The organism is Streptosporangium sp. NPDC023615, assembly GCF_040640155.1.
Taxonomy (GTDB): Bacteria; Actinomycetota; Actinomycetes; order Streptosporangiales; family Streptosporangiaceae; genus Streptosporangium.
On the sequence record NZ_JBFABE010000079.1, the window covers coordinates 21,601 to 36,986 of the forward strand.

Genomic DNA, 15,386 nt, shown 5'->3' on the forward strand with positions numbered 1-15,386 from the left:
GAGGCGACGTTCGCTTAACACGGGTGAAACAAACGAGACACGGCACGGTAACGGCCCAGGCATACGTTCGGGCTGATGGCCCGTGCCCCATGGGAGGTTAGCGTGTTCAACTCCGCCGACGACGTCCTGAAGTTCATCAAGGACGAGGGGGTCCAGTTCGTTGACGTCAGGTTCACCGACCTGCCGGGGACGACGCACCACTTCACGTTTCCATCGGAGAACTTCGGAGCCGGTGTCTTCACCGACGGCCTGATGTTCGACGGCTCGTCGATCCGCGGGTTCCAGGCCATCCACGAGTCGGACATGCTGCTGCTGCCCGACCCCTCCACGGCCGTGCTCGACCCGTTCCGGCAGCACAAGACGCTGAACATCAACTTCTTCGTGCACGACCCGCTGACCGGCGAGGCCTACAGCCGCGACCCGCGCAACGTGGCCCGCAAGGCCGAGGAGTACCTCAAGGGCACCGGCATCGCCGACACGGTCTACTTCGGCCCCGAGGCCGAGTTCTACATCTTCGACGACGTGCGCTTCGAGACCAACGCCCACTCGAGCTACTACCACATCGACTCGATCGAGGGCGCCTGGAACAGCGGCAAGGCCCAGGACGGCGGCAACCTCGGCTACAAGCCGCGCTTCAAGGGCGGCTACTTCCCGGTGCCGCCGATGGACCACTTCACCGACCTGCGCTCGGAGATGGTCCGCAGGCTCATCGACGCCGGCGTCGAGGTCGAGATGCAGCACCACGAGGTGGGCACGGCCGGGCAGGCGGAGATCGACTTCCGGTTCAACACGCTGCTCAAGGCCGCCGACACGATGATGCTGTACAAGTACATCGTCAAGAGCACGGCCCTGGAGCACGGCCACACGGTCACCTTCATGCCCAAGCCGATCTTCGGTGACAACGGCTCCGGCATGCACTGCCACCAGTCGCTCTGGAAGGACGGCGAGCCGATCTTCTACGACGAGGTCGGCTACGCGGGCCTGTCGGACACCGCCCGCTACTACATCGGCGGCCTGCTCAAGCACGCGCCCTCGCTGCTGGCGTTCACCAACCCGACGGTCAACTCCTACCACCGCCTGGTGCCCGGCTACGAGGCCCCGGTCAACCTGGTCTACTCCCAGCGCAACCGCTCGGCGTGCATCCGCATCCCGATCACGGGCTCCAACCCGAAGGCCAAGCGCGTCGAGTTCCGGGTTCCCGACCCGTCCTGCAACCCCTACTTCGCCTTCGCCGCCCAGCTGATGGCGGGCATCGACGGCATCCGCAACAAGATCGAGCCGATCGAGCCGGTCGACAAGGACCTCTACGAGCTTCCCCCGGAGGAGGCCCGCAACATCCCGCAGGTCCCGGGCTCGCTGCAGGAGGTGCTGGCGGCCCTGGAGGCCGACCACGAGTACCTGCTGGAGGGCGGCGTGTTCACGCCGGACCTGATCGAGACCTGGATCGCCTACAAGCGCGAGAACGAGATCGACCCGATCCGCCTGCGCCCGCACCCGCACGAGTTCGAGCTGTACTACGACGTGTGACGGCGGGGGTTCCCGGCTTCGGCGACCTCCCCGGGAACGGGTGCCGAGCCGGGAGCCCGCGCCCGTCACCGCCTGTCGTCCTTCGTCGTTTCCCGCCCCCGGCGGAACGGAACCGGAACGGAACGGCCCGGCATCGAATCACGATGCCGGGCCGTTCCCGCGCGAGAGGGGAGTCAGGCGGCCCCCTGCCGTCGGGCCCTTCGCGCCATTCCCGGTCTCTCCCCTCGACACGCCTGCGTGCCTTTCACGACATACGCCTTGATCAATGCGACGCGCGAAATGCGTCGGCACCGCCGGCCCGCCCGTGACCGGCCGACGACCGTGTGCGGCGACCGGTTCGCGAGATCGCCTTTTGCGGGGCGGGCCGCCTCAGGCCGGAGCGTCGGGCCCCGGGGGCACAACCACCTTGTCGTACGCGAGTTTGTTGAACATGACGAACCAGTAGTCCGGGTGGGGGACCTCCAGCATCGTGGACGGTGACCCGCTCAGTTCGAGCCGGATGGTGAGACCGTCACAGTCGGACATGCGGATGTGCTCGAACCAGAGATCGTGCCACTGGAGCCGCCCCTGCACGGCGAACCGCCGGTTCGTCAGGTAGAGCGTCCCCTCGTCGGCCGGGCGCCACTGCGGCGCGGCCTCGCGGGCGGCCCTGGCCTTCCGCATGCGGTTGCCCACGACGTTGCTCGTGAACCTCGCCGCGCTGAACATCGATCCGAGGACGAGACCGGCGGGCGATCCGCCGAGGACGTATCCCCCGGACTTCCTCACGTACTCGGCCTCGGCGTCGGTGAGGAGAAGGACGACGGCCGGGACCTGGCCGACGCAGAACTCGTCGCGGTCGAGCACCATCCGCGCGTCGACCGCCTGCGGCCGGACGCCCCGGCCGAAGGCGTGGGCGAGTTCACGACCGGCCGCGCGCGATTCCCGGACGCGGCTCGAGGTGTCATGGTGCTGCACCCTCCACCTCCCCGGTGACCGGCGCGGAGAGTGCGTCCGAAATGATTTCCACCCGTCGGCGGGCGATCGATTCCCTGATGTTCGCCATGGCGCTCCACCCTTCCGGCAGCCTGCCTTTCCGGCCGCCCGGTAGGTATATAGAAATCGCGAATCATTCGTTACACGGCCGGATCACGCCGATGAAGGACCAGGGCTTATGCATTTAATCCCAAAAAGGAGATGAATATGTTTTAAGACTCTTAAAGACGCACACAACAGGAAATGTCATGAATTCGGAGCCATCTCCGAGTGTGTCTGGTTCGGCGTCGGCGGCCCGTCATCCGTACGGGCCCCGGACGCGGGAGTAGACGAGCGCGAAGTCGAGGTTCCACGTCTCGCCGTCCGCCGACATCTCCCAGCGGGCCCGGATGGTGTCGCCGTCCGGGCTCAGCGTGCCGGTGAAGCGCTGGCCGAAGCCGGGGGCGTCCCGCCACATCCTCCACTCGCCGTCCGCGAAGGTCATGCGATACACCCGGTACACCCGGCGGACGTCGGCGTAGAGCGCCGTGAACTCCTCGCCGGAGTCGTCCAGCCCGATCAGGGTGACGGTGGGGAACGGCGCGTTCTCCCGCCACTCCCGCGGTGTCGTGTCCGGCATCTCGTCGACGTCGGAGACCTGCCGCAGGAACGCGCCCTCGTCCTGCCAGGTGAACTCCGTCCACGCGTCGCCGAGACCGGGAATCTCCGGTCGTACCGTCCAGCGCCCCACGAGCGCGTCGAGCCGTGCGAGTACGGGATGCCTGTCGCCCATCGTCCTGTCCCCTTCCGGTTGGCCTCCTGTGAGCCTCCCACGGCGGTCCCCCTCCGTGGCGGACCGTGCGGCGCCCGTCAGGTGATCTCCTTGCGGCTGATGCGGACCGTCCCGGCGACGGCCGGGAGGACGATCCACACCAGTGCCGACGTGGCCAGCCGGGCGGCGTCGCCCCCGGTGAGGTGGCCGTTCGTTAGGGGGAGCGCCGCGCGGTTCACGTCGAGCCAGTCGGCCAGGAGCCCGCCGGTGGAACCCATCCTGCCCACCATCGACCACAGCATCGGCGTCGTCAGGCAGATCACGATCGCGGCCGGCCCGTTCAGCAGCAGCATGCCCAGGGCGAGGCCGGTCGCGACCACCAGGACGTTCGTCACCATCCAGCCCAGCATGGCCGCCGGGTCGACCTCCCAGGTGGCCGGGAGATCCCTGACACCCGCCACGACGGCCGTCACCGGCACCGCGACCAGCAGCGAGAACGGCGCCGCCAGCGCGGCGATGATCAGCGGGGGCAGGCACTTGGCCGCCAGCACCCGCGACCGCCGCGGTTCGAGCGCGAACGTGACCAGGGCGGTGCGGTGGCTCCACTCACCGGTCACGGTGAGGATGCCGAGCACCGGCAGCAGGGTCGCGAGCCCGATCCCCGCGGTGCCCGCCAGGGTGTGGAGGTCGGGGTCGGTGACGAAGCCCCGCGCCGTGATGGACGCCGGTATCAGGGCCACCAGCAGGACCGCCATGATCTTGCCGCTGCGGGTGTCGAGGAGCTTCCTGGTCTCGACCCGGAGCAGCCGGGAGAAAGGGATCCGCGCCCGGGCCGAGGCCGGCTTCGGGTTCGGGGCCGGGGGCCGGGTCGCCGTACGGGCGTGGGAGGTGCCGGTCACGGGCGTGCCGGTCACGGGCGTGCCGGTCTCGGGGGTGTCGGTCATGCGGCGCTCCGATCGGCGTCGGCGGTCAGTTCCAGGAAGGTCTGTTCGAGGCTCCGGCCCCGGCCGAGCTCGTCGACGGTGCCGTTCGCGAGGACGCGGCCGCGTCCGATCATCACGATCCGGTCGGCGGTCTGCTCGACCTCGTGCAACAGGTGCGAGCTGAGCAGCACCGCGCACCCCGAGGCGGCCAGCTCGCCGATCAGCTCGCGCATCCACCGGATGCCCTGGGGGTCCAGGCCGTTGGCGGGCTCGTCCAGGACGAGCACCTCGGGCCGGCCGAGAAGGGCGTGGCCGATGCCGAGGCGCTGCCTCATGCCGAGCGAGTAGCCGCCGGTCGTCCTGCGGCTCTCGGCGCGGGTCAGCCCGACCAGGTCGAGGACCTCGTCGACCCGCGACCGCGGAAGGCCGAGCGTCATCGCGCCCAGCGTCAGGATCTCCCGCCCGGTACGGCCGGGATGCAGGGCCCCGGCGTCGAGCAGCGTTCCGACCAGCAGGGCGGGGCACCCCAGCTCGGCGTACGGCCGGCCCAGTACCGTGGCCGAGCCCGAGGTGGGGCGGGAGAGCCCGACCAGGACGCGCAGGGCCGTCGACTTCCCGGCGCCGTTGGGTCCGAGGAACCCGGTGACGCTGCCCGGCGCGACGGTGAACGACACGTCGTCGAGCGCTCTGGTCCCCCGGAAGTCCTTGGTGACGCGACTGAATTCGATCATGACTCCAGTCCATCGGATCCGGGGCCGCCGGTCATCGTCCCGGGGTCGAGGACCGCAGGACCGCGGGGACCGGCTCCGGAGCCGCGATTGTGGACCAACGGCCATCGGAGGCCGACCCAGGTCGCTGGGACCTTCCTCGGCCGCTCCCTAGGCTGTGGACCGTGCACGATCCCACGGAGAACCAGCCGCCCCTGGACGGGCGGGCCGTCGCGGTGCGCTACCTGTGCGCCGTGGCCCCCATGCTGTTCGACGCCGTCATCCTGTTCATGGCCGTCCTCCACCGGCCCGACCGGCTGGGACTCGTGCTGCTCAACACCGGTCTCGCCCTGGCCGGACTGGTGCTGATGCGGTGGCGGCGTCGCCGGCCGGTACCGATCGCGACGGCGACCACCCTGCTGACCGTCTTCTCCACCATGGCGACCGGACCGGCCCAGGTCGTGTACGTCTCCCTGGTCACCCACCGGCGCTGGCGGCAGATCGTCCCGATCGCGATCCTGTCCTGGGTGTGCCTGGTGGTACGTTCCAGCTGGTTCGGCATCGACCAGGCGACCTACATCTCGACGGTGGCCGGGACGATGCTGCTGGGCGGGCTGACCGTCTTCGGGCTGTACCTGCGCGGGCGCCGCGACCTGGCCGCCTCTGAGCGGCAGGCGGCGCTGGCCGCCGAACGCGAGCAGCTCCAGCGGATCGAGCAGGCCAGGCTGGCCGAACGGGTCCAGATCGCCCAGGAGATGCACGACGTGCTGGCCCACCGGCTCTCACTGCTGTCGATGCTCGCCGGCGGCCTGGCGTACCGCAGGGACCTCGGTGCCGAGGAGGCCCGCGAGGCCGCCCTGGCGATCCAGGAGAACGCCCACCAGTCGCTGAACGAGCTGCGCGCCGTGCTCGGGACCCTCCGCAACGACGGTGCCGCGGAGGCTCCCCAGCCGAACCTGGCCCACCTGGACGGCCTGTTCGGCGAGGTACGCGCCGCCGGTCAGCGGGTCGAGGTGGAGGACACCGTCGACGGGCGGGAGCTGCTGCCGACGCAGACCGGCCGGCACGCGTACCGGATCGTGCAGGAGGCCCTGACCAACGCGCGCAAGCACGCGCCGGGCGCCGGGGTGAGCGTCGAGCTCGGCGGGCGGTCGGGCGACGGCCTGCGGATCCGGGTGAGCAACCCGGTGCCGGCCGGGACCCCCACCGGTCCCGGTGCGAGGCTGGGCCTGGTCGGCCTGGCCGAACGGACCCGGATGGCCGGCGGCAGCCTCGGCCACGCCGTGCGGGACGGGCACTTCGTTCTCGACGTCCGGCTGCCATGGGAGGCTTCACACCGTGATTCGACTGGTGATCGTGGATGACGACGCGATGGTACGCACCGGGCTGCGTCTCATCCTCGGCGGCGAGCCCGACCTGGAGCTCGCCGGCGAGGCCGAGGACGGCCGGCGGGCCATGAAGGTGATCGACGAGCTGCGGCCCGACGTCGTGCTGATGGACATCCGGATGCCCGTCCAGGACGGGCTGGTCACCGTCGAACTGCTGCGGGCCCTGCCGGACCCGCCCCGGATCCTCGTGCTCACCACCTTCGACGCCGACGACATGGTTCTGCGGGCCCTGCGCCTCGGCGCCGACGGCTTCCTGCTGAAGGACACCCCGCCGCCGAAGATGATCGAGGCGGTCCGCGCCGTGGCGAGGGGCGAGCCGGTGCTGTCGCCGGACGTCGCGCGGCGGGTGATCGCGGCGGCCACCGGGAGGAGCGAGCCGCAGCGCCCGGACGCGCGGCGGGAGATGGCCAGGCTCACCGAGCGCGAACGGGAGGTGGCGGTCGAGGTGGCCAGGGGCGGTTCCAACGCCGAGATCGCCGAGCGCCTGCACATGAGCGTCGCGACCGTGAAGGCGAACGTCACCCGGATCTTCGCCAAGCTGGAGACGGAGAACCGTGTCCAGGTGGCGATGAAGGTGCGCGACGCCGGCCTTTTGTGAGGGGGAACCGGATCCGGGGACGGGACCGGCCGGTGGGTCCTGGCCGCTCACGCGGGCCCCGCCTGACGCACACGACACGGGGGAAGATGTTAGATCGGGCCCGTACAGGACAGTGAGGTGGTCAGCCGGGCGCCCACGCGTCCGGTCCAGGATCACCATCTGGAGGTTGCGCATGCTGGCTCAGACCACCCGGAAGGCGGCACTGGCCGCCGCGACGATGGCCGCTCTCGTCGGCTTGGTCGGCGGTTGCGGCGGCGGGGGCGACGACGACGGGAACGACGGTCCGGACGTGGTGAACACGACGTCCGCCCCGGGCCAGGACAACGACGGGGACGACGCGAACGAGCCCAACGACGCGGACGACACGAACGAGCCCAACGACGCGGACGACAACAACTGACGTCCGCGGGTCGTGGGACGCGAGCCAGGGGTGACCGTGCCCCCGTCACCTCCGCCGCCTCGCCCCGCGTGACCCCGCCTCCATCCGCGACCCGCGTGCCCGGCACGCGGGTCGCGGCATGTCCGGCACGGGCCCGCGCGGCGTGCCCGGCGCGCCGTCGCGGCACGCCCGGTACGGGACCCGCGCGGCGTGTCCGGCACACGGGTCCGCGCGGCAGGTCCGCGGCTTCACGGATCACGCGCGCTACCGGCTCGTCAGGCAGACTGAGGATGGCTTATACGGATAAATCATCCAAAGTGAGGTGACGTGGCAGAGGTTCTCCGGAACGGGGACCTGTCTCCGGCATCTCCTCCCCCCGCCGGAGAACGGCTCCCTCCTCCCGGGCCCGACGACTCCTTCCGACACGGTGACCCCTTCCGGCACGGTGACCCCCTCCGGCGCGACGGCCCCCTCCGGCACGGCGGCGGGCGCGGGTGGTGGCCCCCGGCGGCCGCGCTGCTGGGAACGTTCCTGCTGGTGAGCGCCTCGGCCCTGATACCGATCCCCCCGGTCGCCCCCAACCGGATCACCGCCATCGCGTACGCGATCGAGGCCGGGCAGGACCAGCCCGGCTGGCGGGGCGGAGGGATTCCCTACTCCTGGGGCGGCGGTCACGACGACGTTCCGGGCCCCTCGTTCGGCACCTGCCTGGGATACCAGGGGGCGATCAAGCCCTGCCCGGCCACCAGGACCCGCGGCCTGGACTGCTCGGGGCTGGCCCGCTGGGTCTACCACCTCGCCTACGGCCGGGACGTGCTGGGCCGGGGAAACACCGACGACCACGTCAAGCGGCTCAAGAAGATCCCCTCGGCGGCGGCCAGGCCCGGGGACCTGGTCTTCTACGGCAAGGTCGGCAAGCGTAAAGTCAGGACCCATCACGTCGGCATCTACGTCGGCCGGGGCAAGATGATCAACGCTCGGAGGACCGGCACCGAGGTGCGGATCGACCGCGTCGCGGCCGTCCGCGGCTTCGCCGGCTACTTCCGCTACCTGTAGGAGAGACATGCGTCTGGGTGTCATGTTCGACCGCGACCTTCCCCCCGAGTCACTCGTCCCGTTCGCCCGGCACCTGGACGCGGCCGAGGTGGACGACCTGTGGGTGGTGGAGGATCTCGGCTGGACGGGGGCCGTCTCGTCGGCCGCCACGGCGCTCGCCGTCACCGAGCGGCTCCGCGTGGGCATCGGCATCGCCCCGGCTCCCCTGCGCAACCCGGCCCTGCTGGCCATGGAGCTCGGCAACCTGGCCCGGTTGCACCCGCACCGGCTCGCCGCCGGCGTCGGGCACGGCGTCCAGGACTGGATGCGCCAGGTGGGCGCCCTGGCCCCGTCCCCGCTGGCGCTGCTGGAGGAGACGATCACGGCGGTGCGCGGGCTGCTGCGCGGCGAGACGGTGTCCCTGTCGGGACGGGCCGTGCGGATCGACGGGGTGCGCCTGGTGCATCCCCCGGCCGTCGTGCCACCGGTGCTGGCCGGGGTGGTGCGGCCCCGCTCGCTGGAGATGTCCGGCCGTGTCGCGCAGGGCACGATCCTGCCGGAGGGGGCCGGTCCGGAGCGGATCGCCGAGGCGCTGAAGGCGACCGGCGGAGGCGATCACGAGATGGTGGTCTTCACCCATCTGTGCGTCGGTGATCCCGGGGCCGCCGCCGCCCTGGCGGCGGATTCGGCCGGGTTCCTGGGTGTCCCGCCGGACGAGGTCGTCATGGCGTCGGGCTCCGCCGAGGAGGCCGCCGACCAGGTGAGGTCCCTCTGGGAGGCGGGTGCCACCACGGTCGCGGTCCGGCCGTTCGGCCCCGACCCGCTCGCCCAGGTCGACCTGCTCCTGGCGGAGCTCCGCTGACGGCGCGACCTTCCGGGCCGTGCGCACCCGTCAGGAACGTTCGCCCCGGACGCCGGTCAGCCGGCGCAGGACGTCCCACCAGAACGGGGCGCCGAACAGCAGGGCGACCACGGTGAGCAGGTATCCGGGCCAGTGTCCCGGTGTGACCAGCCGGTCCCACCAGGCGGCGCCGTTCCAGGTGAAGGAGGGGTCGGCGGAGTCCTCCGGCGGCATCGTGACGCTCACGATCGCGTGATCGAAGATCTTGACCAGTGCCGGTGAGCTGAGGGACTCGGTCACGCACCGGTAGGGCTCGGCCAGGCCGCGCTCGGCGCCGGCGCACCGTTCCTTGAGCGCGGCGTAACCGTCCCCGCCGCCGCCCGCGATGGCCGCCACCCCGGCGCGGTAGGCGTTGTCGCGCAGCAGCGTCTTGCCGTACTCCAGCGCGTCCATGCTGAACAGCAGCGTGAGCACCGCGCCCAGGGCGAGGACCACCCACCTGACGTACCGGGCGTAGAGCGTGGACAGGCGCTGCATCTCGCCGTCGAACCAGTGCTCGACGCCCTTGCGGAACTTCTGCGTGTCCCGCTGGGCGCTCTCCCAGACGCCGCGCAGGTGGCCCGCCAGCGGGCTGCGGATGGCCTCCAGCTTGGCGAGCAGGCCGTCGATCCCGTCCTCCTCGGCGGCGACCAGTTCCATCACGGCGCCGGAGAACCGCTCGGGCGGGATGTTCGCGATGCTGGTACGGGCCGCCTTGGGGTGGTCGATCTCCTGGAGCCGCTCGTACAGGCGGGCGGTCATGTCGATCGCCGGTGCGGGTCCGAGGTCCACCGGCATCGGCTCCACCACCGAGGGCGCCGGGTCGGGGCTGTGCACCGGGCGCGGGTCGTGGCCGGAGAAGGGGAGCTTCGCGAAGACGTCGGTCACCTTCGACGGGATCCACGACCTGCCGTCCCCGGCGCCGTCCATCGTGTCCCTGAGGTAGGCCCACAGGAACTTGCTGCGGATCCCGAGCAGCCGGACGAAGGCCTCGTTGATCCCGCTCACCAGGAGCGACAGGAGCAGGAAGGCCAGGATGAGGCCGATGGCCAGATCGATGTACACGGATATCAAAAGGATCACCCGGACCGTTGATACACGCCCGCTCCGGACGGTGCAACGCGATCACCCGAAACGGCCCGGTTTCGTGATCCCCCACGGGGGACGACGGGACGGGGTCAGTCCTCGTAGAAGACGCGCTCCACCACCCGGCGGGCCCGGCGGGTGACCCGGCGGTAGTCGTCCACGAAGTCCTCCGTACCGTCGGGCGGGTAGCCGAGGGCGCGGGCGATGAGCCTGCGCTCGCCGGCGTCCACCGGGATCGCGTCGGCGGCGCGGCCCCGGACCACGACGATGGCGTCCCGGATGCGCGAGGCGAGCCGCCACGCCTCGGCCAGCACCGCCTCGTCGGCCTCGGAGAGGAGGTCCTCGGCGACCGCCGCGCCCAGCGCCTCCAGCGTGCGGGTGGTCCGCAGCGACGGCAGGCGCCCGGCGTGACGGAGCTGGATGAGCTGGGCCACCCACTCCACGTCGGACAGGCCACCGGGGCCGAGTTTGGTGTGCAGGGCCGGGTCGGCCCCCCTGGGGAGGCGCTCGGCCTCCATCCGGGCCTTGAGCCTGCGGATCTCCAGCACGGCCGCGTCCGGGAGGCCCTCGGGCGGGTAGCGGAGCGGGTCGGCCAGGTGCAGCAGGCCGACGCCGAGATCGGCGTCCCCGGCGGAGAAGCGGGCGCGCAGCAGCGCCTGCGACTCCCACGGGGACGACCAGCGCCGGTAGTAGGCGGCGTAGGAGGCCAGGGTGCGCGCCAGCGGCCCGGCCTTGCCCTCGGGGCGCAGGCCGGGGTCGATCAGCAGCGGCGGGTCGGGGGCCGGCAGGGCCAGCAGCCGGCGCAGCTCGTTGGCCACCTCGAACGCCGTCTCGGTGGCCTCCCGCTCGGGCACGCCCTCCAGCGGCGAGTGCACGAACATCACGTCGGCGTCGCTGCCGTAGGAGGACTCGACACCGCCCAGCCGGCCCATCGCGATCACCGCGAACCTCGTGGCCAGCGGGGTGCGCCGCTCCATCTCCACCTTGTCGATCGCCGCGTCGAGCGCGGCCTGGATCGTCACGTCGTTGAGGCCGGAGAGCGCCTGGCCGACCTCCTCGATCCCGATCAGGCCGGACAGGTCGGCGACGGCGGTACGGAACAGCTCCCTGCGGCGCAGCGCCCGGACCGCGGCCACCGCGCCCTCGGCGTTCCCGACGTGGCGGGCGACCACGGTCCGCGCCTCCGACAGCAGCGCCTCGGCGGGCCGGGGGGCGAGGTCGTCGTCCGAGCCGAGCATCGCGACCGCCTCGGGGGCGTTCATCAGCAGGCCGGTCACGTAGCGGCTCGTACCCAGCATCCGGGCCAGCCGTGAGGCCACCGCGGTCTCGTCGCGCAGCAGCCTCAGGTACCACGAGGTGGTGCCGAGCTTGTCGGAGACCTGGCGGAAGCCGAGCAGGCCGGCGTCCGGGTCGGGGGCGTCGGCGAACCAGCCGAGCATGACCGGCAGGAGCGTCCGCTGGATGGCGGCGCGGCGGGAGACGCCGGCGGTCAGCGCGCTGATGTGCCGCAGCGCCCCGGCCGGGTCGGCGTAGCCGAGGGCCTCCAGGCGGGCCTTGGCCGCGGCGGTGGACAGGCGGTCCTCCGAGTCGGGCAGCCTGGCGACGGCCTTCAGCAGCGGCCGGTAGAACAGCTTCTCGTGCAGGCGCCTGACCTCCACGGCGTGCCTGCGCCACCGGGTGGTGAACTCCCCCACCGGGTCGGCCGTCATGCCCATGCTCCGGCCCAGGCGGCGCAGGTCGGCCTCGTCCTCGGGCACCACGTGCGTGCGGCGGAGCCGGTGCAGCTGGATCAGGTGCTCGACCTGGCGCAGGAAGGTGTACGCCTCGCCGAGCGTCCTGGCGTCGTCCCTGCCCACGTAACCGCCCCTGGACAGGGCCGCGAGCGCGGGGAGGGTGGCGCGGCGGCGCAGCAGCGGGTCCAGGCGGCCGTGCACGAGCTGGAGCAGCTGCACCGCGAACTCGATGTCGCGCAGCCCGCCGGGGCCGAGCTTGAGCTGGCGGTCGGCCTCGCCGCCGCGGACGTGGGCCTCCACCCGGCGGCGCATGGCCTGGACGTCCTCGACGAACTTCTCGCGGGTGGCGGCCTGCCAGACCAGCTCGTTCATCGCCGCGACGTACTGCCGTCCGAGCTCGGTGTCGCCCGCGATCGGCCGGGCCTTGAGCAGGGCCTGGAACTCCCAGGTCTTGGCCCAGCGGCGGTAGTAGGCCTCGTGGCTGGCGAGGGTGCGCACCAGCGGCCCGGCCTTGCCCTCCGGCCGGAGCGCGGCGTCGACCTCCCAGAGCGCTCCCTCGGGGGTGCTGGCCGAGCAGGCGCGCATCATGCCCTGGGCCAGGCGGGTGGCGATCTGGACGGCCCTGTTCTCGTCCGTGCCGGCGTCACCGGCCGCGGCACCCGCGCCGGGACCGCCCGAGCCGCCCGCGTCGCCCGGACCGCCCGGGGCCTGCCTCGGCTCGGCCACGAAGACGACGTCGACGTCGCTGATGTAGTTCAGCTCGCGTGCCCCGCACTTGCCCATGCCGATGACGGCCAGGCGTACCGATCCCGCCTCCGGGTGCTCGGACCTGGCGACGGCGAGTCCCGCCTCCAGCGCGGCCCCGGCCAGGTCCGACAGCTCCGCGGTCACCTCGGGGAGCGAGAGGGTGCCGGTGACGTCCCGCGCGGCGAGGTGGAGCAGCCGGCCCCGGTAGGCGACGCGCAGCGCCGACAGGGTGGCGGTGGAGGCGTCGGACGCCCTCGGCTCGGGGTCGCCGGGGTCGGCCCCCACGGCGAGCAGCAGCTCCGCGCGGAGCCCGGCCTCGGTCGGGCGCTCCACGGCCGACGCCTCGCCGAGCAGGTGCCAGTGCTCGGGGTGCCTGACGACGTGCTCGCCGAGCGCGGCGCTGACCCCGAAGACGCCGATCAGCCGGCCGCGCAGCCCGGGATCGGCGCGGAGCGCCCCGAGGACACCGGGGTCGCGTTCGGCCAGGCGGTTCAGCGAGGTGAGCGCCAGGTCCGGGTCGGCGGCGGCGACCAGCGCGTTCAGCAGCCCGAGGTCACCGGCGGCCTCCGGCCCCAGCTCGTCGAGCAGCCGCTCGGCCCTGGCCCCGTCGGCGAAGCCGAGCCGCGCGAGCCGTCCGGCCGTGGTCTGCATCCGGGGCACCGTCTCCACCGACCCTCCATGCTCTTCGATCATCGGAGCGTTGCCGCACAGGCTAGTCCCGAAACCGCGCGGCGTCGCCGGTGGATTCCGGCCGTGGTCGCGCGGTCACGCGGTCACGCGGCCCGCACGGCGGCGGCGAACCGCTCGGCCAGGGGTCTCCAGGCGGCGACGAGACGGTCGCGGGCCTCCCTCACCCCCGCGTCGAGCTCCTCGACCGAGTGGCCCAGGCCGGTCAGGTGGCCGGCCGAGCCCGCCGTCCAGCCCGCGAAGATCTCGGGTGTGGCCTCGGGGTGGAACTGCACGGCCCAGGCGTTCCGTCCCAGCCGGTAGGCCTGGTTGGGGTACGGGTCGCCGGTGACCAGCGGCACCGCGCCCGGCGGGAGTCGCGTGATGGCGTCGCGGTGGTACTGGACGGCGGGAGCGGGCACCGACCCGGCGAAGAGCGGATCGGCCGCGGCGGCGGGCAGCGGGACGATCTCACGGGCGCCGACCTCCAGGCCGTGCTCGCCCCGCTCCACCGTGCCGCCGCAGGCGAGCGTCATGAGCTGGGCCCCCAGGCAGACGCCCAGGGTCGGGACGCCCGCCCGCACCGAGTCGCGGAGCAGGTCGCGGGTGGCGGGCAGCCAGGGGAAGCGCTCGTCCTCCCAGGCCGCCGCCTCGCCCCCCAGGACGACCAGCCCGTCGGCGGGCCCGTCCGGCACGGCCTCCCCCAGGTAGGGCCGGACGACCTCGCAGGCGGCCCCGGCCCCGGCGAGCCAATCCGCCAGGAAGCCCGGTCCCGCGTCCGCCTCGTGCTCGACGACGGTGATCCTCATGTTCCGATTATGGGCCGGTACGGGAACCGGTCCCGCACCGGCCGGGGACGGAGGCCGGCCGTCGCCGGCCGGGCGGGGCGGGGGTTCGCCCCCGGCGCCCGTCAGCTCGCCCGTGAGGCGGCCCGGCCCGGCTCCGCGCCCTGGGCCGGAGTGATCCAGACGGCCTTGGCCGAGGCGAGCAGCGTGCCGTCGACCTCGTAGACGGCGCTCTCGGCGAACAGCTTGCGGCCCTGGCGGCCGGTGGCGCGGGCGACGACCGAGTAGGTGCCGCCGGGATAGACGCGGCGGTGCAGCCGGGCGGTGATGCGGCCGAGCAGGGCGTACTCGCCGGGCTGGAAGTGCGCCCAGCCGCTGGCGCAGTCGAGGGCGGCCCAGACGATCGCGTCGGGCACGGTGCCGTCCTCGTTGAGGATCGTCATCGGGACGCGCCAGCCGGCGGCGACCAGGTCGGTGCCGTCCACCGGGCCGGGGAAGATGCGCAGGCCGTCGCCGGGGGCGCGCAGGCCGCACGCGAAGCAGCCGGGGAAGGCGTGCGCGACCAGGCCGGCGAACCCGCGCTCGGCCCGCGCCGCGTCGACGAAGGGCACGAAGGCCGGGGCGCCCGTCTCCTCCGCGACCGGGATGGCCTCGACCAGGAGGCGGTCGGCGTGGGTGAGGGTCGCGGTGTTGGCCAGGTGGTGCAGCGACAGCTCGGTGTCCAGCGGTGTGGGCGCGTGGAGCGTGACCTCGACGGCCGAGTCGTGCCCGGCGCCGTGCAGCGCCTCGGCGACCGTTCCCGCGATCCATCCGCCGTTCGCGGACCGCTCGGGCCCGCGGAAACGCGCCGGAACGGTGAGCACGGTCTGCAGCTCGGACATCATCGTCATGCCGCACCTCCTGTCGCCTTTACGGCGATCGATCCTCTTAAATCACATTAAATGGACCGGCCGATTTTATCGGACTGCTTGTACATACAGCCAACCCGGGGTCGGTGACACCCCCGTCGACCTCGGGTAACACCGGTATGACGCCCGGCGGGCCCCCCGGGATCACACGATCCGCGAGAGACCCGGCACGATGCGTCACCTCCCCGGCCCGCGATCGCACCGCGTACCGACCGCGTACCGACCGCGTCCGGGCGCGTCCGGGCCGCCACCGGCGTCTCCCGCCTGCGCGCGGTGATCGACACCAGCCGCAACGGCA

General features: G+C 72.5%; 14 protein-coding genes. 6 read left to right on the top strand and 8 right to left on the bottom strand.

Annotated elements, in window-relative coordinates; genetic code table 11:
* Positions 1-102: 102 nt before the first annotated feature.
* On the top strand, positions 103-1,527 hold the full coding sequence (gene glnA, locus AB0G16_RS34045; protein WP_362814379.1) for a type I glutamate--ammonia ligase: 1,425 nt from the start codon (positions 103-105) through the stop codon (positions 1,525-1,527).
* A 369-nt stretch (positions 1,528-1,896) separates the two neighbouring features.
* Here glnA and AB0G16_RS34050 read toward each other — a convergent pair whose 3' ends face one another.
* The 4 genes from AB0G16_RS34050 to AB0G16_RS34065 form a co-directional block, all read right to left on the bottom strand.
* Entirely contained in the window at positions 1,897-2,484 is a 588-nt protein-coding gene (locus AB0G16_RS34050) for a hypothetical protein (protein WP_362814381.1), read from the bottom strand.
* Positions 2,485-2,800: 316 nt separating this feature from the next.
* Complete coding sequence (locus AB0G16_RS34055; RefSeq protein WP_362814383.1) at positions 2,801-3,274, bottom strand: hypothetical protein; 474 nt, start codon at positions 3,272-3,274, stop codon at positions 2,801-2,803.
* Between the two features lie 77 nt (positions 3,275-3,351).
* On the bottom strand, positions 3,352-4,197 hold the full coding sequence (locus AB0G16_RS34060; protein ID WP_362814385.1) for a hypothetical protein: 846 nt from the start codon (positions 4,195-4,197) through the stop codon (positions 3,352-3,354).
* Positions 4,194-4,907 (bottom strand): ATP-binding cassette domain-containing protein, encoded by a 714-nt coding sequence (locus tag AB0G16_RS34065; protein WP_362814387.1) that lies wholly within the window; start codon positions 4,905-4,907, stop codon positions 4,194-4,196. The genes AB0G16_RS34060 and AB0G16_RS34065 overlap by 4 nt, the downstream gene beginning before the upstream one ends.
* A 161-nt stretch (positions 4,908-5,068) precedes the next feature.
* Here AB0G16_RS34065 and AB0G16_RS34070 point away from each other — a divergent pair, with 161 nt between their 5' ends.
* The 5 genes from AB0G16_RS34070 (at position 5,069) to AB0G16_RS34090 (ending at position 9,145) form a co-directional block, all read left to right on the top strand.
* Positions 5,069-6,247, top strand: a complete 1,179-nt coding sequence (locus AB0G16_RS34070) for a histidine kinase (RefSeq protein WP_362814389.1) — start codon at positions 5,069-5,071, stop codon at positions 6,245-6,247.
* Between the two features lie 7 nt (positions 6,248-6,254).
* Positions 6,255-6,869: a response regulator transcription factor gene (locus AB0G16_RS34075; RefSeq protein WP_362814403.1), complete on the top strand. Its 615-nt coding sequence runs from the start codon at positions 6,255-6,257 to the stop codon at positions 6,867-6,869.
* Between the two features lie 172 nt (positions 6,870-7,041).
* Entirely contained in the window at positions 7,042-7,269 is a 228-nt protein-coding gene (locus tag AB0G16_RS34080) for a hypothetical protein (RefSeq protein ID WP_362814391.1), read from the top strand.
* A gap of 516 nt (positions 7,270-7,785) precedes the next feature.
* Positions 7,786-8,304 carry a C40 family peptidase gene (locus AB0G16_RS34085; protein WP_362814393.1) on the top strand — a complete coding sequence of 173 codons (519 nt, stop codon included), beginning with the start codon at positions 7,786-7,788 and terminating at the stop codon, positions 8,302-8,304.
* A gap of 7 nt (positions 8,305-8,311) precedes the next feature.
* Entirely contained in the window at positions 8,312-9,145 is an 834-nt protein-coding gene (locus tag AB0G16_RS34090; protein WP_362814395.1) for an LLM class flavin-dependent oxidoreductase, read from the top strand.
* Positions 9,146-9,175: 30 nt separating this feature from the next.
* Here AB0G16_RS34090 and AB0G16_RS34095 read toward each other — a convergent pair whose 3' ends face one another.
* The 4 genes from AB0G16_RS34095 to AB0G16_RS34110 all read right to left on the bottom strand — a co-directional run bounded on the left by AB0G16_RS34095 (position 9,176) and on the right by AB0G16_RS34110 (position 15,070).
* Positions 9,176-10,228, bottom strand: coding sequence for a hypothetical protein (locus tag AB0G16_RS34095; RefSeq protein WP_362814397.1), 1,053 nt, complete (start codon positions 10,226-10,228; stop codon positions 9,176-9,178).
* Positions 10,229-10,341: 113 nt separating this feature from the next.
* A complete protein-coding gene (locus tag AB0G16_RS34100) occupies positions 10,342-13,380 on the bottom strand; it encodes a bifunctional [glutamine synthetase] adenylyltransferase/[glutamine synthetase]-adenylyl-L-tyrosine phosphorylase (protein ID WP_362814405.1) in 3,039 nt (1,012 codons plus the stop codon).
* A 122-nt stretch (positions 13,381-13,502) separates the two neighbouring features.
* A complete protein-coding gene (locus tag AB0G16_RS34105) occupies positions 13,503-14,204 on the bottom strand; it encodes a type 1 glutamine amidotransferase (RefSeq protein WP_362814399.1) in 702 nt (233 codons plus the stop codon).
* Between the two features lie 101 nt (positions 14,205-14,305).
* Positions 14,306-15,070, bottom strand: coding sequence for a hotdog fold domain-containing protein (locus tag AB0G16_RS34110; RefSeq protein WP_362814401.1), 765 nt, complete (start codon positions 15,068-15,070; stop codon positions 14,306-14,308).
* Between the last annotated feature and the right edge of the window lie 316 nt (positions 15,071-15,386).